At 67.2% G+C, this 19,601-nt stretch carries 17 protein-coding genes and 1 pseudogene; 11 read left to right on the top strand and 7 right to left on the bottom strand.

Going from position 1 to position 19,601, the window contains the following annotated elements:
- Positions 1-18: 18 nt before the first annotated feature.
- Positions 19-1,575: an ABC transporter substrate-binding protein gene (locus AC1DW9_RS10255; RefSeq protein ID WP_441488400.1), complete on the bottom strand. Its 1,557-nt coding sequence runs from the start codon at positions 1,573-1,575 to the stop codon at positions 19-21.
- Positions 1,576-1,609: 34 nt separating this feature from the next.
- The gene (locus tag AC1DW9_RS10250) at positions 1,610-2,968 is read right to left on the bottom strand and encodes a M20 family metallopeptidase (protein ID WP_476776673.1); all 1,359 of its coding nucleotides are present in this window, start codon (positions 2,966-2,968) and stop codon (positions 1,610-1,612) included.
- Positions 2,969-3,042: 74 nt separating this feature from the next.
- On the opposite strand from AC1DW9_RS10250, the gene AC1DW9_RS10245 reads away from it, so the two are divergent.
- On the top strand, positions 3,043-3,915 hold the full coding sequence (locus AC1DW9_RS10245; RefSeq protein WP_476776674.1) for a GntR family transcriptional regulator: 873 nt from the start codon (positions 3,043-3,045) through the stop codon (positions 3,913-3,915).
- Between the two features lie 134 nt (positions 3,916-4,049).
- Here AC1DW9_RS10245 and AC1DW9_RS10240 read toward each other — a convergent pair whose 3' ends face one another.
- On the bottom strand, positions 4,050-5,309 hold the full coding sequence (locus AC1DW9_RS10240; protein ID WP_441507941.1) for a flavin monoamine oxidase family protein: 1,260 nt from the start codon (positions 5,307-5,309) through the stop codon (positions 4,050-4,052).
- Positions 5,306-6,850 carry a cation:proton antiporter gene (locus AC1DW9_RS10235; RefSeq protein ID WP_441507942.1) on the bottom strand — a complete coding sequence of 515 codons (1,545 nt, stop codon included), beginning with the start codon at positions 6,848-6,850 and terminating at the stop codon, positions 5,306-5,308. Before AC1DW9_RS10235 ends, AC1DW9_RS10240 begins: the two co-directional genes overlap by 4 nt.
- Before the next feature lie 351 nt (positions 6,851-7,201).
- Here AC1DW9_RS10235 and AC1DW9_RS10230 point away from each other — a divergent pair, with 351 nt between their 5' ends.
- From AC1DW9_RS10230 to AC1DW9_RS10205, 6 genes are all read left to right on the top strand, one after another.
- Entirely contained in the window at positions 7,202-8,599 is a 1,398-nt protein-coding gene (locus AC1DW9_RS10230; RefSeq protein WP_476776675.1) for a metal-dependent hydrolase family protein, read from the top strand.
- 174 nt (positions 8,600-8,773) lie between these two features.
- Positions 8,774-9,247 (top strand): VOC family protein, encoded by a 474-nt coding sequence (locus AC1DW9_RS10225; RefSeq protein ID WP_476776684.1) that lies wholly within the window; start codon positions 8,774-8,776, stop codon positions 9,245-9,247.
- Between the two features lie 204 nt (positions 9,248-9,451).
- Positions 9,452-9,727: an AbrB/MazE/SpoVT family DNA-binding domain-containing protein gene (locus tag AC1DW9_RS10220; protein ID WP_476776676.1), complete on the top strand. Its 276-nt coding sequence runs from the start codon at positions 9,452-9,454 to the stop codon at positions 9,725-9,727.
- Complete coding sequence (locus AC1DW9_RS10215; protein ID WP_476776677.1) at positions 9,714-10,103, top strand: type II toxin-antitoxin system VapC family toxin; 390 nt, start codon at positions 9,714-9,716, stop codon at positions 10,101-10,103. The genes AC1DW9_RS10220 and AC1DW9_RS10215 overlap by 14 nt, the downstream gene beginning before the upstream one ends.
- A 339-nt stretch (positions 10,104-10,442) precedes the next feature.
- A complete protein-coding gene (locus AC1DW9_RS10210) occupies positions 10,443-10,907 on the top strand; it encodes an Rrf2 family transcriptional regulator (RefSeq protein ID WP_476776678.1) in 465 nt (154 codons plus the stop codon).
- The gene (locus AC1DW9_RS10205) at positions 10,897-11,604 is read left to right on the top strand and encodes a class I SAM-dependent methyltransferase (protein WP_441488408.1); all 708 of its coding nucleotides are present in this window, start codon (positions 10,897-10,899) and stop codon (positions 11,602-11,604) included. Before AC1DW9_RS10210 ends, AC1DW9_RS10205 begins: the two co-directional genes overlap by 11 nt.
- 35 nt (positions 11,605-11,639) lie before the next feature.
- On the opposite strand, the gene AC1DW9_RS10200 is transcribed toward AC1DW9_RS10205, so the two are convergent.
- Positions 11,640-12,221 carry a LysE family translocator gene (locus AC1DW9_RS10200; RefSeq protein WP_476776679.1) on the bottom strand — a complete coding sequence of 194 codons (582 nt, stop codon included), beginning with the start codon at positions 12,219-12,221 and terminating at the stop codon, positions 11,640-11,642.
- A gap of 154 nt (positions 12,222-12,375) precedes the next feature.
- Between AC1DW9_RS10200 and AC1DW9_RS10195 the strand changes: the two genes are divergently transcribed.
- The 3 genes from AC1DW9_RS10195 to AC1DW9_RS10185 all read left to right on the top strand — a co-directional run bounded on the left by AC1DW9_RS10195 (position 12,376) and on the right by AC1DW9_RS10185 (position 15,207).
- Positions 12,376-13,311, top strand: coding sequence for a LysR family transcriptional regulator (locus AC1DW9_RS10195; RefSeq protein WP_476776680.1), 936 nt, complete (start codon positions 12,376-12,378; stop codon positions 13,309-13,311).
- Between the two features lie 95 nt (positions 13,312-13,406).
- Entirely contained in the window at positions 13,407-14,177 is a 771-nt protein-coding gene (locus tag AC1DW9_RS10190) for a class II aldolase/adducin family protein (RefSeq protein ID WP_476776681.1), read from the top strand.
- A gap of 43 nt (positions 14,178-14,220) precedes the next feature.
- Positions 14,221-15,207: a Bug family tripartite tricarboxylate transporter substrate binding protein gene (locus tag AC1DW9_RS10185; RefSeq protein WP_476776682.1), complete on the top strand. Its 987-nt coding sequence runs from the start codon at positions 14,221-14,223 to the stop codon at positions 15,205-15,207.
- Between the two features lie 101 nt (positions 15,208-15,308).
- Here the strand turns inward: AC1DW9_RS10185 and AC1DW9_RS10180 are convergent, their stop codons facing one another.
- Positions 15,309-16,319: an aldo/keto reductase gene (locus tag AC1DW9_RS10180; RefSeq protein WP_476776683.1), complete on the bottom strand. Its 1,011-nt coding sequence runs from the start codon at positions 16,317-16,319 to the stop codon at positions 15,309-15,311.
- 106 nt (positions 16,320-16,425) lie between these two features.
- Between AC1DW9_RS10180 and AC1DW9_RS10175 the strand changes: the two are divergent.
- Positions 16,426-16,715: pseudogene (locus AC1DW9_RS10175) on the top strand (type 2 periplasmic-binding domain-containing protein); the annotation flags it as partial.
- Positions 16,716-16,875: 160 nt separating this feature from the next.
- Here AC1DW9_RS10175 and AC1DW9_RS10170 read toward each other — a convergent pair.
- Positions 16,876-19,524, bottom strand: a complete 2,649-nt coding sequence (locus AC1DW9_RS10170) for an AMP-binding protein (protein ID WP_441507956.1) — start codon at positions 19,522-19,524, stop codon at positions 16,876-16,878.
- Between the last annotated feature and the right edge of the window lie 77 nt (positions 19,525-19,601).

The following is a 19,601-nucleotide window of genomic DNA, read 5'->3' as shown; positions in this document are numbered from 1 at the left end:
TCTCGCTTTGGAACGGGCTCAGCCGCGCTTCGGCGCGTTGGCGCCGAGCGAGACGAAATCGAGCCGGAAGACGGCGCCGCGCGGATGCAGCTGGTAGCCCTGTACCCAATCGCGCTGTCCGCCGAGCAGGTCGAAGAAAGCGGGAATGATCGAGGGCACCTCGTCATACATCAGCTTCTGCGCCTGCGCGTAGAGCGCGCGGCGCTTGGTCTCGTCGACCGTGGCGCGCGCCTCGAAGATCAGCTTGTCGAAGGCGGTATTGTTCCAGCGCGTCTCGTTCCAGGCAGCGTTCGAGGTGTAGAGCAGCGAGAAGATGGCGTCGGCCGTCGCCTGCATGTTGTAGAAGCCGACATAGAACGAGCCCTTCTTCCAGACCTGGTCGAGATAGGTCGCGTGCGGCATAGTCTCGACCTTGATGTCGAAACCGGCGGGCTTGGCCATCTCGCGCAGGGCCACGGCCAGCTGCGTACGTTGGCCCGGACGATCCGAGGCGATCAGCGTCGCTTCCAGCCCCTTGGGATAGCCGGCCTCCGCCAGCAGCGCCTTGGCCTTGGCGATGTCGGCCTTCTTCGCCGGCAGCTCGGCGAAGAAGCGATAGGCCGGGCTGAGCGGGGTATCGTTGCCGGGCGAGCCAAAGCCCTCGGTGACGAAATCGACCATCGCGGCGCGATCGACGGTGAGCGCCAGCGCCTGGCGCACGCGCACATCGTTGAAGGGTTTTTGGTCGCAGCCGAAATTGACGTTGCAGAACTGGCCCGACGGCACGCGCAGCGCCTTGACGCCCGAGGCCTTCTGCAGCCGGCCGAACTCGGTCGGCGGCGTGGTGCTGATCAGATCGGTATCGCCGGCGATCAGCGCCGAGGCTTCGGCACTGACATCGGGGAAGACCACGACCTCGACCTTGTCGAGATAGGGCCGTGCCTTGTCGTAATAGGCCTCGTTGCGGGCGACCACGATCTGCCGCTCCGGCTCGAAGGAGACGAGCTTGAACGGGCCGGTGCCGATCGCCTGGCGGTCAAGCTTCTCCAGCCCGCCCTTGATGACAGCAGCCGGCACGATCTTGGCGTTGGTATAGGCTAGCGTCACCGGCAGATCGGCGAAGGGCGCCGACAGGGTGAAGACGACGGTCGCGTCGTCCTTGGCCGCGACCTTGGCGATCGGCCCGACATTCTGGCGTGCTGGCGAGGCAGTCTTGGCGTCGAGAATGGCCTCGAAGGTCGCGACCACATCGGAGGCCGTGCAAGCCGAGCCGTCATGGAAGGTCAGGCCCTTGCGGAGCGCGAAGCTCCATTCGGTCAAATCGGCGGAATTCGTCCAGGATTCAGCGAGATCGGGCTCGGCGCTCATGTCAGGATTCAGGCGCGTCAGGCCGGAATAGAGCAGTTCGGCAACGAGATATTCCGGGTTCACCCGGGTGACGAGCGGGTTGAGCTTGGAGACGGCCTGATCGACGCTGACGCGCAAGGTGCCGCCGCGCCGGGGCGCATTCTGGGCGAAGGCCGGCAGACCGGTCAGGCTAAGCCCGCCGAAGGCGGCGGAGGCGGCGAGGAAATCACGACGGTGGATGCTCGGCATGGAACGCTCCTTCAGCTTCGGGATATGAGAGGGGTCAGGCAAGGTCGGGGTTGAGCTCGGGCCTGAACTCGGCGGCGAGATAGGCGAGCACGGCGCGCGCCAGCGCGATGATGTCGGAGACCGTCGTGTACTCGCCCGGCGCGTGGATATTGCGGTCGGGGCGGCCGAGCCCGCCGAGCAGCACTTCCGACCGGCCGGTTGCGCGCTGGACCCAGCCGAAATCAGAGCAGCTCGCCGCGCCCCAGCGGCGGAAATCCTCCGGCGTATAGCCGAAGCCCGCGCCGACGGCGGCCTGCCAGCGCGGCCAGTGCGGCCCGACCGGATCGCTGGTCGGAGCGAGATGTCCGATCAGCGCCGTCTCGACGGTCAGGCCGGGGACGGAAGCGACGGCGCGGCGCACCGTCTCCTCGATCTCGGCCAGCGCGTCCTCAAAAGCTTCCTCCGGCATGTAGCGGCGGTTCAGCGTGAGTTCGAGCAGGGCCGGCACCTGCCCGCCGGCCGTGCCGCCGCCAATGGTCGCGATGTTGAGCTGCGCGGCCAGTGCCGGTTTTCCCGGCGGTGGCGGCAGCGCGGACAGGCGGGTCGCCACCTCCGCCTTGAGACCAGCCAGCGCGTTCAGCAGCGGCAGCGAACCCTCGATCGCGTTGAGGCCGCTGCCGCGCCGGTTGCCTTCGCCGGCATGGACCGCCTGCCCGCGGACCCGCACCAGCAGGTTGAAGAGCCCGAAGCAGCCGGCCCAGATGCGCGCCTCGGCGCTGCCGTTGAAATTGATGATGGGAGCGTGGAGCCTGCCCAGCTCGGCGCCGACAGGGCCGTCGAGCCGGCCCTGCTCTGCGAGATAGCGGATGCCGGGATAGAGGCCGCCCTCCTCGTCGGTGCAGAACAGCAGCATCGGATCATAGGCGAGTGCGATGTTGCGGGCCTTGGCCGCCCGCAGCGCCAGCAGCACGGCTGCGATGCAGCCCTTCATGTCGGCAGCGCCGAGGCCGATCAGGCGTTCGCCATCGCGGGCCATCGAGAGCGGATCGGTCGTCCAGCCCGGTGCGGCCGGGACCGTGTCGACATGGAAATAGAGCCCGCAGACCGGCTTTCCGGTCTTGGCGGTCGCAATCAGATTCGTCCTGGTGCCAGCGGCCGGGCCGTTCGGGACACGCCAGAGCTCGTCCGGCACATCGACGCGCTCGGTCTCCAAGCCGAGCGGGCGCGTCAGCGCCTCTATCAGCGTCGCGAAGTCGCCATAGCCCTGCCCCGGCGGCAATGAGGTATCGACCGCGATCATCGCTCCGAGATCGGCGATCGCCGCCTCGACCGCCTCAGCAATCCAGGCGCCGGCGCGCTCCAGCCCCGCCGTCTCGCGCACAGCCTCGCGCGCCTCCTGCCCGTCACGGCTCATCGGACCGCCCTGCCCCGGCGCGGTGGCTGGGCGGCGCGGACGCGATCTGCCATGGAGATGGCTGAGGTAGCGGAGTGCATGGCCATTGGCGCTCAAGCAGCTTTCATATAAACTATATAGAAATAGGACTCAGCCTCATGCCTCCTGTCAATGCCAAAAAAGCGACCGCGCCTGCCGCGGGATTGATCAGCGGCGGCGACGTGGCGTCCACGCTGCCGAACCTCGTCTCCCTCGATTCCGCACCGCTCTATGAGCGGGTGAAGCGGCATATGTCGGAGGCGATCCTCGTCGGGGAATGGCAACCCGGCATGGTGCTGCCCAACGAAACCGCATTGGCGCAAGGGTTTGGCATCGCTGTGGGCACGGTGCGCCGGGCGATGAGCGACCTCGTTGCCGAGGGTTTGCTGTCACGTCGGCGCAAGACCGGCACGGTCGTCACCGGCCGCGCGCCGCATCATTCGCTGCGCTTCTTCTTCCAGTATTTCCGTCTCCACCGGGCTGACGGCAGCCTGGTGCGGTCGACAAGCCAGTTCCTGACGGTCGAGACGCGGCAGGCTACGCCCGAGCAAGCCCAGCGCCTACAGATCAGAGCTGGCGGTGTGGTCGCGATCCACCGCATTCGGCATGCGGACGGCCGCCCCGTCATGCATGACAAGTTGCTGCTCGCAGAAGAAAGAGTCCCAGGCCTACCCCGCGAGCCGGCAGCTCTGCCGCCGCTACTCTACCTTCATCTGCTGGAGCATTACGGCATTCGCATCTCAGCAGTTCGCGAGCAGATTACCGCTGAACTTGCCAATGATGAGGACATCGCCCTCCTCGATCTCGCCGGGCCGGAAGCAGTGCTCGCCATTGACGAGGTCGCCTACGATCAGGCGGGCCTGCCGACCATTCTCGGCCGGCATCGCGCCAGTACGCGCGCGCATGCTTACATCAATGAGGTTCGGTAGGCGCCGCAACCGGGCATGGGAGGGTCGGCCAAAAGCTGACGTTGGGTGCCTGCACGGGCTATATCGGTTGGCGGCCCATCAGGACGCGAACGTCCTGGCCAACGGTCAGCGCCTTCCTTGTGTGTGGCAGCGATTTACCCATCGCGCCGCAGATGGCCACCGTTGCGCGCGAATTGACGGCCGCCCAAAACGCCCTCCGCCGCATCGAGCCCCGTCTGATAGGCCCCGTGCGCAGTCGAGAAATCCTGCGTTGAACAGGCCTCGCCCGCGAAGAAGATGCGCTCGTCCCATGGGCTTGCCAGAATGGCGCGCGCCTCGACGCAGCCGGGGAGCGCGTGGCTGTAGGAGCCCCTGATGAAGAGCGATTTCGCCCAACGCGTCTGGGCGACCGGTTTCAGCCGGCGGCGGATGCCGGCGCCGAAAAGGCCGGCGAGCTCGTCCTTGGCGAAGGCGACCATGTCCTCGCCCGATTCGAGTTCGCGCGCCGCGGCGCCGCAGATGAAGCCCTCGATCAAGGGTCGGCCGAACGGGCGCAAATGGTAGCTGCCGGTCTTCGCTTCATGCGGGTTTCCCAGCACCTGCGTGTCCGGCTCCAGATCGTCCGGGCGGTCGATCGCGAAGGAGACCTTATCGGCGAGGCCGAGCGGCAGGCGGGACGCCGCCTCGATGTGGTCGGCAAGCGCCGCCGGCAAGCGGATTGCGCCTGAAGCCAGGACATCGGTCGAGACCGTGATGATCGCAGCCCCTGCCCTGATCGTGCCCGAGCCCGTGACGATGGCGAGTTGGGATTGGTCAGCCTCGATTGCCGAGACGGGCATGCCGAGCGAGATCGGCAGCCCGGATGCCGCCCTGGCGATGAGCGCGCCATAGCCCTCGATGACGCGCCAGTTCACGCCCGTATCCGCATCGGCGAAGGCGAGATAGTCGCGGATCGAGAGCGTCTCGAGGTCGGTTCCGTTGATATAGCTGCTGACGGCCTCGAGATAGGGATTCCAGGTGCCGCCCTCCTCCAGCAGATCGGAGGCCCGGTCAGTCTCGGCCGGGGCCTGGCGCAGGCGCTGCTCGAAGCCGGCGAAGGCGGCGCGGGCCGCCATCTGATCGGCGGCGGGGAAGCCGATATTCCTGAACTGGCGCCCCCAGGGCGGCAGCGTCCTGTCGATGGTGAAGCCGAGATCCGGCGCCAGCGCGGTCCAGGGATTGCGCTCGGCTGAGTGCAGCCAGCCACAGCCGAGATCGATCGGCAAACCCTCGTGCCGGATGGTCCAGGCGCGGCCGCCGACCCTGTCGCCGGCCTCGATGACGGCGAGCGACAGACCGGCTTCGCCAAGCCGTCGCGCTGCCGCGATCCCGGCCGCGCCGGCGCCGACCACGACGACATCGAGTTCCGCGCTCATTCGACCGTCCTTGCTGCTGCGCCCAGTTCCAGCCAGTCGAGCTCTTCCTCGAGCCGATGGAAGGCATCGTCGCCGATCGTGCCGTCGCGCCGCAGGGCCAGCGCCTTGTCGCGCGCCGCGGCGAGTGCATCGCGCCGGAGTTGGTTCTGCGTGGTATCGAACTCGTCGCTGTCGCGCGTCTGCGCGAGCATGTCGTCATATTCGCGGCGCACCGCCAGCGCGGCCTCCGACGGCGCATCGCGGATCGTTGCAATGGCCGCCTTGAGGGCGAGCTTTCGCGCCATGCGAAACTCGCGCTCGACCGGGCGGTCGTCCCGCGGCGACAGCCGGCGCAGCAGCAGCGGCAGGGTCAGCCCCTGGATCAACAACGTCCCGACCACAACTGTGAAGGCGCAGAGCAGGATCAGGTCGCGGTGCGGAAAACCGCCCGGCAGGGCATAGGCGGCCGCAAGCGTGACGATGCCGCGCATGCCGCACCATGCGATGATCAGGCCATCGCTGCCAGCCGTTGACGCCGGGCGCGTCTCGTCCTTCGCGCCCTCCGTGGCCCGGCGCGTCAGTTTCGCGATCGCCTGATAGGTCATGACCCAGCTCAGGCGCACGATGATGACGGTTGCCAGGACGGCCAGCGCAATGACGGGAAAGGCGCCGATCTCACGCGGGCTGAGATTGGCGAGGATAGGCCGCAATTGCAGGCCGATCAGCACGAAAGCCAGGGTCTGGAGCACGAAGACGGTCGTCTCCCAGACCGCATAAGACGGGATGCGAAGGCGCGCGCTGGTGCGGGCGGGCGCGGTGCGCGCAATCACCATGGCATAGACGACGATGGTGATGATGCCCGACAGATGCAGCCGCTCCGCCAGGATCCAGACCCCGAATGTCGTGATGAACTGCAGGATGATGGCGCTCGGCGGGTCCTTGAACGCGCCGAGGAAGCGGACCAGCGACCAGCCGAGAAACGCGCCGAGCCCGATACTGCCGATGACGACGAGGCCGAAGGTCGGCAGCGCCGAGGCTGGCGAGAAGCCCCCGACGAGCACGGCCCCGACGGCAACGCGATAGATCAGCAGCGCGGTCGCGTCGTTCAGCAGGCTTTCGCCTTCCAGGATGACGAGGAGCCGATGCGGCGGGCGCAGGCGGCGCAGAACGGCGGTCGCCGCGACAGCATCGGGCGGCGCGACGATCGCGCCGAGCGCCACGGCGGCGGCCCAGGGCAGATCCGGCACCAGCCACCGGGCGACCGCCGCGACCGCGACCGTCGTCACCCCGACGGCAACGACGACGAGACTGCCGACGGAGAGCCAGTTCCGGCGCAGGTCGCGCGGCGAGGTATCGAAGGCGGCGTCGAGCAGGATCGGCGCGACGAACAGGGCGAGCACCAGTTCGGGATCGAGCGCGAATTCCGGTGCGTTCGGAACCAGCGCCAGCGCCGTCCCGGCGACCGCGAGCACGACCGGATAAGGCACGCCGATGCGCCGCGCGCCCGCCGAGAGCAGCACCGCCCCCAGCATGATGGCCAGGATCGACTCGAAGAAGATCATCGCCGGATTTTGAGCGGGGCCGCCGGCATTGTCGATTGGCGGGCAGATCAGTTTGGCGGCAAGCCCGATCGCAGGAGGCGGACCGCAGGATGAGCGCGGCTGAGGCCGTCACGCGCATATCCTCGCGCCCCTGCCCTGCCGCTGCGGGCAGCCTGCACTCTGGCGGATGACCGGAGCGTCATGACGGGAACGCGCTAGAGCATCGGACCGAAAGGTGGAATCCGGTTTTCGGAAGAATCCGATGCTCGAACAAAGAGCGAGATCGCCGCTCCTGTCCGAACGGACGCACGGCGATCTGGGCTGGCAGTTTGCATCCGGGCTCTCCTGGGATACGCCTTTAGGCCTGTGGGCATGGCGTTCCCCCATCTGGCTTCGGGAGGTTGCAGCGTGGCACTTTTGACCCGACGGCGTTTCGTCGCCTCACTTCCGGCTCTGGCATCCGCGCTGGCATCGCCGCTGCGCGCGCAGGTCGGCACCCCGACAGGCACCGGCACGACACTGTTCCAGGACGTCCGCATCTTCGACGGGACGGGCAGCGGGCTCTCGGCACCGTCGCATGTGCTCGTCCGCGGCAATCTGATCGAGCGCATCGCGACGGCCCCAACCACTGCGGAGCCCGGCACCGTGGTCATCGCGGGCGGCGGGCGAACGCTGATGCCGGGGCTGACCGACATGCACTGGCACGCGATGCTGGTGCGCTCGACGCCGTCGCAATCGCTCTTCGGCAATCTCGGCTTCAATTATCTGACGGCCGGCGCCGAGGCGACTGAGACCCTGATGCGCGGCTTCACCACGGTCCGCGACATGGGCGGCCCGTCCTTCGGCCTCAAGCAGGCCATCGATGGCGGCGTGCTGCCAGGGCCCCGCATCTATCCCTCAGGTGCAGTCATCACGGTGACCAGCGGGCATGGGGATTTCCGCCAGCTGACCGACCTACCGCGAGCACAGGGCTCGCTGTCGCGGATGGAGCAGGTCGGCGGCAGCATGGTCGCCGACAGCCCCGACGAGGTGCGCATGCGCGTCCGCGAGCAGCTGATGCAGGGCGCCTCCCAGATCAAGCTGACGGCCGGCGGCGGCGTCGCCTCGCCGTTCAGTCCGCTCGATGTCTCGACCTTCACCGCAGACGAGCTGCGCGCCGCCGTGGAGGCCGCCGAGAACTGGGGGACCTATGTCACCGTCCACGCCTACACGCCGGCGGCGATCACCCGCGCCATCTCCGTCGGGGTGAAATGCATCGAGCACGGTCACCTGATGGACGAGGCGTCGGCGCGGCTGATCGCGGAAAAGGACATCTGGCTGAGCACGCAGGCCTTCCCGGACGAGATGGCGGAGGCCTTTCCGCCGGGCTCGGGCGAGCGGGCCAAGGCCTATACCGTGTTTGCCGGCACGGAGAAGACCTTCGAGCTGGCGAAGAAATACAAGCTCAAGCTCGCCTTCGGGACCGACATCCTGTTTTCGCCGCAGCTTGCGAGGCGGCATGGCGAACTTCTCGCCAAATGGACGCGCTGGTTCACCCCCGCCGAAACGCTTGCCATGGCGACCAGCACAAATGCGCGGCTGCTCGAATTGTCGGGCCTGCGCAATCCCTATCCGGGAAAACTCGGCGTGGTTGCGCCCAACGCCCTGGCCGATCTGCTGCTTGTCGACGGCAATCCACTCGAGAACATCAATCTCGTCGCTGATCCGCACCGGTCTTTCGTCGTGATCATGAAGGACGGCAAGATCTACAAGAATGCGCTGCCGGGCTGAGGGCCTCCGGCGGCTCTGATGCCGCCATAGTCTTTCCTGCCTTGCCGGCGGAACCCCGATGGGCCCAGCGCATTCCAAGGTCGTGGGAGACTTTTGACAAACCGTGAACCGCCTTCGTCTGCGTGGAAACCAGGCCGGAATTGGCCGCAAACAGCGAAAGGACAAGCCGTGACGATCTCCAAGAACACGATCTGCCTCTGGTACGACAAGGACGCGGAAGCGGCCGCTCGCTTCTATGCCGAGACCTTTCCGGACAGCGCGGTGGGGGCCGTCCACCGCGCCCCGACCGATTTCCCCTCCGGCAAGGCGGGCGACGTGCTGACGGTCGACTTCACCGTCGCCGGCATCCCCTGCCTCGGCTTGAATGGCGGGCCCGCCTTCAAGCATAACGAAGCCTTCTCGTTCCAGATCGCCACCGACGATCAGCAGGAGACCGACCGCTACTGGAACGCGATCGTCGGCAATGGCGGGCAGGAAAGCGCCTGCGGTTGGTGCCGGGACAAATGGGGCATCTCCTGGCAGATCACGCCGCGCGTGTTGACCGAGGCCATGGCGGCCGGCGGCGAGGAAGCGAAGCGCGCCTTTACCGCGATGATGACGATGAAGAAGATCGATGTCGCCGCTATCGAGGCGGCACGGCGCGGCTGAGGCACGCAAAGGGGGGTTGCCCATTATAGCCCCGCCGGCCATTGCGATGCCTGATCGTGTCCGGCGCAGATCCAGAGACGCTGCGTCGCGCTGGCGCGGCGGGCGCAGCTTGGGGATGCCGGATCCCGCCGAGGCCCGGTCCCGCTTGAAGGCCAGCCCACGCGGCATTATCTTACCATCGTCTTACCCACGGCATTGGACAGCATGGCAAGCGCGCCGAAATTGACCACGACGGTCTCCACAAAGGGCCAGGTCATTCTGCCCAGCTCGATTCGCCAGCGGCGCGAATGGGGGGCCGGAACGCGCCTCATCGTCGAAGAGACACCCGATGGCGTGCTGCTGAAGCCGGCCCCTGTCTTTGCGGAGACGCAGCCTCACGACGTCTTTGGCGTTCTCCCGCCTGTCGGCAGGGCGAAGACGCTGGAAGAGATGGCGGCGAGTGTTCTGGCTGAGGCAAAGCGCCGGCATGCTCGCGATTGATACCAATCTGATCGTTCGCTACCTGACGGGCGACCATCCCCAGCAATCAGAGCGCGCGCGCATTCTGATCGATGGACAGCCGATTTTCGTCGCGCAAACCGTGATGCTCGAGGTCGAATGGGTGTTGCGCAGCGCCTATGAGTATGATGCGGCCGATATAACCCGGGCCTTGAGAGCCTCTGCCGGCCTCCCCACAGTGACGGTCGAAGACGGCGCGGTGGTCGCTGCTGCCTTGGATCTGACTGAGCGCGGCATGGACTTCGCCGATGCCCTGCATCTCTGCAAGTCGGCCCATTGCGAGGGTTTCGCGACGTTCGATCGCAAGTTCATCACATTGGCGAAGGCGGCGGGCTATCGGCAGGTGCGAGAAGCCTGACAGGCAGGTCAGCGCGCGCCCCCAAACGAAAACGGCCCCGCATCACTGCGGAGCCGTCTTCCGTCGGGAGCTCACGCGGGGAGCTCGACCTTGGATGCCGCAGGTCTGACCAAGCAGGCCAGGAGCGAGCGGCCCGACTGCCTTACGACCTTCTGCTGCGCCGGGCCAGCGCCATAGCCGGCCACGATGCCGCAGTTGACGCCTCTGAGCTTCTCGTTTCCCCGCAGCGGTCGGTCGCCGCTCTATCCCCGGCGACGGCATAGCCGTCAGGACGGCGCCCCTGCCCTGTCCACGCGGAGGCTCTTGACGCCGCCTCAATCACGCAACATATGAAGTTACATGAATCGCGACAGTCGTTTGTCCGGGGTGCTGCACGTGCTGCTGCACATGGCGGACCAGAACAGCCCCGTGACCTCGGAAGCGCTGGCGCGGATGATGCGGACCAATCCCGTGGTGATCCGGCGGATCATGTCGGGCTTGCGCGACCAGGGCTATGTCCGCTCCGAGAAAGGTCATGGGGGCGGTTGGACCATCGCCCGCGACCTCGCCGAGATCACCTTGCGCGACATTTATGAGGGCATCGGCTCGCCCGCCCTCTTCGCCATCGGCAACCGCAGCGAGGCGCCGGCCTGCGCCGTCGAGCAGGCGGTCAATGCGGCGCTTGATGGCAGCTTGCGCGAGGCGCAGGCGCTGTTGCTGGCCTCGCTCGAGACCGTGACGCTGGCAGCCTTGAGCGCGGATTTCCGGCAACGCCTGGCGCAACGCGCGCGGCTCCAGCCCGAAGTATCCACCTGTGTCGACTGAACGCGCGGCTCGCGAAGAGCCCTTCCTCAGGAATTTTTCCGATCCCGAAGCCGTCTCGCGCTATGCGGAGGGGCCGCGGCGTTTCGTGCCCGGTCTCGACGCGCTGCACCGGATGACCGGCCTGCTGCTGGCAGAAAGCGCCCCCGACGACGCGAAGGTGCTGGTGCTCGGGGCGGGCGGCGGCAGCGAGATCCGCGCGCTTGCAGAGGCGCATCCCGGCTGGAGCTTCGTCGGGGTCGATCCGGCAGCCGCGATGCTGCGCCTCGCCGAACGCACGCTGGGGCCGCTGATGGATAGGGTCACGCTGGTCGAAGGCTATATCGACGATGCGCCGGCCGGCCCCTTTGACGCGGCGACCTGCCTGTTGACGCTGCATTTCCTCGCCGCGCCCGAGCGCGAACGGACGGTGCGCGAGATCCACGCCCGGCTTCGCCCCGGCGCGCCCTTCGTCGCTGCACATGCGAGCTTTCCCCAGGGCGCCGACGAACGCGAAACCTGGCTCGATCGCTACGCCGCCTACCCGATCGCGTCCGGCGCCGATCCCGAGCAGGTGCAGCGCGCCCGCGCGGCGGTCTCAGCCAGCCTGCAAAGCTTCAGCCCCGAGCAGGACGAGGCGATCCTGCGGGCCAGTGGTTTTGCCAATGTCAGCCTGTTCTACGCAGCCTTCACCTGGCGCGGCTGGATCGCGAACGCTTGAGGGTCGGGCACGATCCGAGAGCGGACGGGCCCCCGTCAGAGCGAAACCAGAGTCCGCGCGGCCATCATGCTTGCCAGCAACCCGAGCACGGCCGCGCTGGCGCGGTAGCCGAGCCTGGCCCTGGCCGGGTCCTGCAGACTGCGCTGCAACGTGCTGCCGAGCAGCACCCAGCCGAAGCCGAACGCGACGATCTCCGCCGACAATACGGCAAGCCAGGGCAGCAGCGTCGAGAACCCTGCCGGGGGCAGAAGGGTGAAGGCGAAGATGAGCCCCTTTGGATTGAGCAGCGTCGTCAGGAACACCCGCGCGAAAGTGATCGAATGGCCCTGTGCGAGAGGCAGGCTGCTGCGCTGCCAGAGCGCCGTTGCCAGGTAGACCAGATAGAGCGCCACGACAGCCTGGAGCGCCGTTGCGGCGATCGGCAGGGATGCGATGAACGGTCCCAGGGCCTGGCGCAGGATGGCGATGGCCAGGAGATAGCCGAGAAGCTCGGCTGCAAGCAGGGCGGCGGACCGGCGCCAGCCGATCTCCGCGCCGGAAGTCGCGAGAAGCGTATTGGTCGGTCCCGGCGTCGCCAGAAGCGAGGCACAGACCGCCATGAAGGCGAGCAAGCTCATGCCGCGTTGATGCCGCAGGCAGGCCCTCCTCGCCTTGATCTCGATCAGATTCCTGCGGTCCGCCCAGGCCGCCGCGCGAGCGCGGCAGACTCGTCAGAGCGAGCGCCTTCGTGGCAGGGTTCGCCGTCCGAAGCAGACGATCCCGGAGCGGGCGTTGAACCTCCGCCAACTCACCTATTTCGTCCGTGTGGTTGAGGCCGCCAATATGACGCGCGCGGCCGATGAACTGCGGATCGCGCAACCGGCGCTCGGCATGCAGATCAAGCAGCTCGAGGAAGGCCTTGGCGTCACGCTGCTGACGCGCCATTCGCGCGGCGTCTCTCCGACGGCCGCCGGCGAAAAGCTGTTCCGGCGCGCCGTCGAGATTCTCGATCTCGTCGCGCTGACGCGCCGTGAACTGCGTGAGGATGCGCGCGAGGCCGTGCGCTTCGGCCTGACGCCGAGCCTGATGCAGATCATTGGCGCGGAGCTGCTGCTGCGGATCTCGGAGCGCGCGCCTCACCTCGCCGTCAGCCTGACCGAGGAGATGAGCCATCTCCTGGTCGACAGCCTGCATCGGGCCGAACTCGACCTGATCCTGGCCTATGAGGTTCCGGACGCACCCGGCTGCTGGAGGCGCGCCCTCTACCAGGAAGACCTCGTCCTCGTCACCGCGACGGGAGAGCGGGACACGGCCCCCATCAGCTTCACCGAGGCTCTCGCCCATCCTCTCATCCTGCCGGAGCCGCGCGATGGCGTGCGCTCCCTCGTCGAGAAGACCGCCACCGAACATGGGCTCGTCCTCCGGCTCGAACACGAGGTCCGTTCGATTTCCGGCATCAAGACGCTGGTCGCGCGCGGGCCTGCGGCCGGCATCCTGCCCTATGGCACCGTGCTCGCGGAGGTCGCGGCCGGGACCTTGTCGGCCCGCCCGATCGTCGCACCGGTGCTCAGGCGCACGCTCTACCTCGCAGGCTCGCGCAAGGCCGGGCAGCTTGCCGCGCTCCCGATCATCCGCGACGCCGTTGCTGCGGCGATGACGACGCTCTCGGCGGCGGTGATCGGGTTGGGGCACCCGCTACCGGCCGCCGAGCCACAGCAAAACGCTTAGCGCTGACCTAAGCGCTTCGCATTGGATTTCGGCCGTAAGAATGAGTGACCCTGCCGCGACGGCGCAGATCCGCGCATTTCAATCGAGGGCGTCCCATGCTGTCGAACGCGCCTGCCGGAGCCAGTGAGGCTCCGCACCCAGAGGGCACCCGGGAGCTCGATGCGGTGGTTGCCGAGATCGTTCTCGCGAGCCGCATTCTCGCCCGCGAAGGCATCGTCGACAGTTTTGGACATGTCTCGGCGCGCCACCCCGATCGCAGCGATCATTACCTGATGCCGAGAACCCGCGCGGCCGAGCTGGTCACCCCCGGGGATGTGCTGGTCTTCGACCGCGAGGATGCCCTCGTCTCGGTGACGCAGGCCCGCATCTTCGCCGAACGCAGCATCCATGGCGCGATCTACCGCGCACGCCCGGATGTGCAGGCCATCTGTCACCACCATGCGCCGGCGATGATGCCGTTTTGCACGAGCGATGCCGAACTCGTTCCCGTCTTCCATCTGGGCGCGACCATGGGCGCGACCGTGCCGCTCTGGGACAGCCAGGATGAGTTCGGCGACACGAACCTGATCGTCTCGACGCAGGCGCAGGGAGATTCGCTGGCGCGGGCCCTCGGGTCGAACTGGACCGTGCTGATGCGCGGCCATGGCGCCACCGTCGCGGGCCGCTCGCTCCGGGAGGTGACCTTTCGGGCGATCTACGGCGCTCGCAATGCCGAGGTGCAGTTGAAGGCCGCCCAGCTCGGCGCGGTTCGCCGACTGACGACCGCCGAAGCGCTCTCTGCCGCCGAATTCAACCTGACGCCCTTCGCCATGGACCGCGCCTGGGAGCAATGGACCCGGCATGTCGAAGCGACAGGTCCGTTCTGATCATCGACCCCGACGACACCGAACAACTGGATGGGAGGTCACCATGTCCGAGCCGATGTCTCGCCGCGCCGCTCTGGCTCTCCTCGGTGCGGGCTCCCTCGCCCTGCCGGCGCTCGCCCAGAGCCAAGCCGGCTATCCCACCAGGCAGATCCTGCTGATCGTGCCCTACCCGGCCGGAGGCGCGGTCGATCTTGCCGCGCGGCTCGTCGCCGAGAAACTGCGCCTCGAATTCGGCCAGCCGGTCGTCGTCGAGAACCGGGCCGGCGCCAACGGCATGGTCGGGGCAGCGGCAGTCGCGCGGGCGGAGCCTGACGGCTACACGCTGCTGATGGCGCCGCGCGAGGTCTTTGGCATCAACCCGATCCTGATGCCGCAGCAGGCGCTCGATGGGAAACGGGACTTCGCCTATGTCGGTGTGGTCGCGACGGGCCCCTATGTGCTGGTCGTCAATCCCGGGCTCGGCGTCGGCAGCTTCGCTGAGTTCGTCGCCCTCGCGAAGCAGCGCGAGCTGCCCTATGCCAGTTTCGGCAAGGGCAGCATGGCCCATCTCAACATCGAGGCGCTGGCGCGCAGGCTCGGCGTCAAGATGGTGCATGTGCCCTATCGCGGTGCGCCGCCGGCCGTCACGGCGGTGGCGACGGGCGAAGTCGCGCTGACCATCTCCACGCCGCCGGCCGCGCTCTCCCTGATGCAGGACGGAAAGCTGAAGGCGCTCGCCGTCGGGAACGAGCGCCGGCTGCGCGACATGCTCGAGGTGCCGACGATGACGGAACTCGGCCTCTCCGACGATCCCCTGATCCCGAATTTCTTCGGCCTCGTTGCCCCCGCCGGGACTCCAGCGCCGATCGTCGCGCGCCTGAATGCGGCGGCCGCGCGCGCGATCATGGCTCCAGAAATCGCGTCGAGGCTCGCGGCCAGCGGGCTCGACTCCGCTCCCGGCTCGCCCCAGGAGATGGCGCGCCTGGTCAACGGGGACATCGAACGGTTCGGCCGGCTGATCCGCGAACTCGATATCAAGGTCACGGAATAGACGTGTCATCGACGGGACGGCAGGCGTCGGCTGCCCGACCTGCGTTTCTCAAGCGCGAGGCACATGACGAGCGATCCGCCGGCTACTACGCGCCCGACATGCTACGCGCCGGGCAATGGCGCGTCGGGATGGACCAGCCCGGCCTCCCGCAGCTCCCGCCAGAACGCGGCAGGCACCACCTCCTGCAGCGCAGCCCGGTCTTCGGCGATGCGGCTCGGCTGGCTGGCGCCGGGGATCACCGCAGCGACCGCGGGATTGGCGAGCGAAAACTGCAGGCCGGCCGCCTTCATGCTGACGCCGTGGCGGTCGGCGATGGCCTTGATGCGCGCGACCTTGGCGCGGATCTCCGTCGTCATCGGTGCGTATTCGAAGTTCGGGCCGCCGACCAGGGCACCAGAGCTGTAGGGGCCGCCGACGACGATGCCGAGCCCGCGCTCGGTGACCAGCGGCATCACGCGCTGGAGGGCGCGCGCATGGTCGAGCAGCGTGTAGCGCCCCGCCAGCAGGAAGCCGTCTGGGCGCGGACCGTCGAGCCCGAGCAGCAGCTCGATCGGCTCCACCCGGTTGACACCGAGGCCCCAGCCCTTGATCACGCCTTCGTCGCGCAGCCGGTCGAGGGCCCTGAAGGCGCCCTTGCGCGACGCCTCGAACACGCCGAGCCATTCGTCGCCGTAGAAATCCTGGGCGACATCATGGACCCAGGCGATCTCGATGCGATCGGTCTTCAGTCGCTTCAGGCTGTCTTCGATGGACCGCAATGTTGCAGCCTCGGAATAGTCGTTCACGATCCTGTTGGGGCGGCCGTGCTTGAAGACCTCGCCCTTCTCGCCGAGATCTCGCGCACTGACATCCTCGATCTCGTCGAGGATGACGCGGCCGACCTTGGTGCTGATGACGTATTCGTCGCGCGGGCGGCCATTGAGCGCCTCGCCCATGCGGATTTCGGCGAGGCCGGCGCCGTAGAAGGGAGCGTTATCGAAATAGCGGATGCCGTCCTTCCAGGCAGCCTCGACCGTTGCGAGCGCCTCCTGCTCGGGAATGTCGCGGAACATGTTTCCAAGCGGGGCGGCGCCGAAGCCGAGCTTGCCAGGAAGAACATCCTTGAGTGACATGGTTTGATCCTTTCGTTCGAATGCCCGGTCGCTTCAGTCAGGCAACCCGCAGGGCGTCGAGCACGGGCGCGCAGCGGTCCGCGAGGTCGGCAATCCCGGCATGGTACAGGATTTCGATCCGGCACAGGCGTAGCGGCTCGTGACCATCGCAGCGAACAGCTATGTGGTTGCGCCCGGCATCAGGCTGCGCCTCATGCTCTACGGCACCAATCTGGCCGAGACCGGCGCCATCTCCGGCACGGCCGCGATGGTGCTGGGTCGCATCGTCGCCCGCCGGACAACCTCGTCGTCCACCACCTGATGGATGCCGACCGCCCGGAGATCTCGGATTCCGTCTCCCGGGAGCGATACGAACGGCTCAGGCATATGAACATGCTGCCGCCCGACAAGCTGCGTGCCCCCGTTTCCCGCCAATGCTCTTTGGGCCCATTCGGCACGCCAATCGACAACCCCGCTGGTGCGAGCGGCCAGCGCCACCTGAGGCCGGGATGCCTCGCCTGCGCCGATACCTTGAGAGCGTCGCCGCTGCCGAGGGAAACGTCCACCGGAGGTTGCCCTATCCGCCGCTCGCCAGGAAGGCGTGCTCGATCAAGGGGCGGTTATGGCCGAGGTGCGGTTCAATCAGCATATCGAGATGCCCGCCGACGATCGGGACCACGTTCAGATCGGTGAAGAGCTCGCCCCAGCCCAGATCTAACGGAACGCCGGGCCGTCGGCATCGAAACAGGGTGGCGGCTATCGGCAGCGCGGTTTTCGGCTGGCGGAGCCAGTGGTCGAAGGCGCGCATGCGCAGCACCTCCTCGAGCTCGAGGCGCAGAATGAAACGTGGCCGGGCGAGGATCTCCCATTTCAAGCGCTCGATGCCGCTGGCGAGCTGGGCCTCTGCGCCGAAACGGGCAAAGATCTTGGCGACGGCCCGCAACATCATGCGATCGATGGTCACCCGGTGCGCCCGGATGCGCTGCGCCGTGCGGGCCAGGGTCTCAGCGTAGCTGTGATGCCCGGCGCCGATATTGGTGTCGAGGATTCCCAGGAAGGTGACCGACCGGCCCGCCGCGACGAGCGTGGAAGCAACCTCGAAGGCGACGCCGCCGCCCAGGGAATAGCCGATGAGCTTCACATTGCCCTCGGGCTGGGCATGGTTGATCTGGTCGACAACGGCATCGACCATCCGGGGTATCGTTCCCTGTCCGGCCAGCAGGTCCTTCAGGTTCTCGTAGCGCACGGCGACAACCCGGGCGACCTTGCCCATCTCCAGCCCGAAGGCCGCAAGGCTAGGGCCGTAGCCGATCGATCCCGGCACGATGAACAGGACGGGCCGCGTGTCGGAGGGGGCAGGCGGATGTCTCGTCGCCTCGTCGCCGGACGCTGCCCTGACGATATCGGCAAAACTCATGTCGATGGTGAACAGGTCCAGATCGAGTTCCCGCCCAAGCGCCTCCTCGAGTTCCATGACGAATTGCAGCAACTTCAGGGAATCGCCACCCGCTTCATCCCAGCGGCTGCCTGCCGCTCCCTTGCCCTGGAGTATCCGTTCCCAAAGGGTCCCGACCACCGCCTCGACAGCATGAGGGTTTCCCATTTGTCGGGATTCCGGAGCGTCATCGTTGTCCTTGGGCGGGCGCAGCCCGCCATCCAGCTCCCGCAGCCGGATACTGTCGATCTTCCCGCCCCGAAGCCGTGGCAATTCGGCAAGACTATGCAGCCGCGTCGGATGGACGGCGGCCGGCAGCGACCGCCTGATCAGCGCGCGCAATTCTGGAATCAGGTCCGTGCCCGCCTGTTCGGCGGGAACGACAAAGGCCACCAGTTCGTTTCCGTCCGTCACGACCGCGACGGCATCGCGGATGCCGGGCGCGCGCCGCAGGACAAGTTCGAGTTCGGCCGGCTCGACGCGCCGTCCATTGATCTTGATCTGGCGCCCTTTGCGTCCAACGACCCGCATCAAGCCGGTTTCGTCCACTGTGACGAGATCGCCCGTTGCGAAGAGCCGAAGCTGCGGATCGGGCAGGCCCGCCTGAAGCGGGAGATTTCTGCCGCGTTCCCAGTATCCAAGGGCGACGTAGCTGCTGCGGAGCAGCAGCTCGCCCTCCTGCCCTGGAGCGACCGGATCTCCGTTCTCGTCGACCACGGCATAATCAACGCCGGGCAGGACGAAACCGACCGGAACCGTTGCACCCTGTTCCGGATAGTCCCTCGGCAGGAACCACTGTGTTCCCGTACTCTCGGTCGACAAATAGCTGATCTGGATGAAGCAGGTCTCCGGCACCGCCGCGCGGAGGCGATCGATATCGGCCCAGAGCACCCTTTCGCCGCCGACCCGCACCACGCGGAGCGAGGCAAACGTGTCGGGCTGGGCGCCATTCATCAAGACGCGCAACAAGGCAGGCACGAGATAGGCGACCGTCACCTGCCAGGTCTGGAAATGCTCGCGAACGGCGCGAATGCCGGCGCTCTCGACATCCAGCAGATACAATGTCGCGCCGCAGAGCATCGGCGTCATCATTTCCCGGCATCCCGCGATGGTCGCAGGCCCGGTCAGCGGCATGAAGACATCATCGGGGCCGATATGGCCGGCGTTTACATATTGCTGAACACGCTGGAGGAGCGCGCGTTGGCTGTTGACCACGCCCTTTGGCGTTCCGGTGCTGCCCGATGTGTAGAGAACGATGGCCGGCGCATCGACGGAGATCTCGGATTGCGACAGCGGGACCCTGCCAGGCGGCGCCTCCGCGAGACATTTTGCCGGGTCGATCCATTGCAGCGGCACCGCATCCGGCCAGTCCTGCGGTTCGCCAGGGCCGACCCTCACGATGGCCTTTAGGCGCGCATCCGCCGCAATGGCCGCCAGGCGCGGCACCGGGTCCCGCGGATTGAGCGGCACCGCGGGCCTGCCGGCGCGCATGGCAGCCAGCATGGCCACCGGGTACCAGAGGGCGTTGCCGAGAAGCAGTCCGACCGTCTCTCCGGGCGGGACCGCATCGGCGATGACGGCGGCGAGGATCTGAACCGCGTGCAACAACCGTAGAAAGGTCAGCGATGTCGTGCCGTCACTGAGCGCGATCTTGTCTGCGTGCTTCTGGACAACCCGTTCCAGATGTTCGAACGCCGGTGCGTCCGAAAAATCGTCGCTCATCTCTGCGAAGGGATGGCTGGTGGGGCCGTCCCTGTCGAGGGCGCGCGCCGATGCCCCTGCCCAGGCCACATCGTCCAAGATGCTGTTTCGGACGGTCGTTGCGTCCTGCGGCCTCCCATCACCTGGAATGGACCGCACGGCATGAG

This window comes from Allobosea sp. P4_E12 (assembly GCF_056401655.1).
This window is presented reverse-complemented; position numbering and strand designations above follow the sequence as displayed.

What these genes read in the sequence shown, in the direction of transcription:
- AC1DW9_RS10255 (WP_441488400.1), bottom strand. Translation starts at nt 1,575, where the DNA reads ATGCCGAGCATCCACCGTCGTGATTTCCTCGCCGCCTCCGCCGCCTTC.
- AC1DW9_RS10250 (WP_476776673.1), bottom strand. Translation starts at nt 2,968, where the DNA reads ATGAGCCGTGACGGGCAGGAGGCGCGCGAGGCTGTGCGCGAGACGGCG.
- AC1DW9_RS10240 (WP_441507941.1), bottom strand. Translation starts at nt 5,309, where the DNA reads ATGAGCGCGGAACTCGATGTCGTCGTGGTCGGCGCCGGCGCGGCCGGG.
- AC1DW9_RS10235 (WP_441507942.1), bottom strand. Translation starts at nt 6,850, where the DNA reads ATGATCTTCTTCGAGTCGATCCTGGCCATCATGCTGGGGGCGGTGCTG.
- AC1DW9_RS10230 (WP_476776675.1), top strand. Translation starts at nt 7,202, where the DNA reads ATGGCGTTCCCCCATCTGGCTTCGGGAGGTTGCAGCGTGGCACTTTTG.
- AC1DW9_RS10220 (WP_476776676.1), top strand. Translation starts at nt 9,452, where the DNA reads ATGGCAAGCGCGCCGAAATTGACCACGACGGTCTCCACAAAGGGCCAG.
- AC1DW9_RS10215 (WP_476776677.1), top strand. Translation starts at nt 9,714, where the DNA reads ATGCTCGCGATTGATACCAATCTGATCGTTCGCTACCTGACGGGCGAC.
- AC1DW9_RS10210 (WP_476776678.1), top strand. Translation starts at nt 10,443, where the DNA reads ATGAATCGCGACAGTCGTTTGTCCGGGGTGCTGCACGTGCTGCTGCAC.
- AC1DW9_RS10200 (WP_476776679.1), bottom strand. Translation starts at nt 12,221, where the DNA reads ATGAGCTTGCTCGCCTTCATGGCGGTCTGTGCCTCGCTTCTGGCGACG.
- AC1DW9_RS10190 (WP_476776681.1), top strand. Translation starts at nt 13,407, where the DNA reads ATGCTGTCGAACGCGCCTGCCGGAGCCAGTGAGGCTCCGCACCCAGAG.
- AC1DW9_RS10185 (WP_476776682.1), top strand. Translation starts at nt 14,221, where the DNA reads ATGTCCGAGCCGATGTCTCGCCGCGCCGCTCTGGCTCTCCTCGGTGCG.
- AC1DW9_RS10180 (WP_476776683.1), bottom strand. Translation starts at nt 16,319, where the DNA reads ATGTCACTCAAGGATGTTCTTCCTGGCAAGCTCGGCTTCGGCGCCGCC.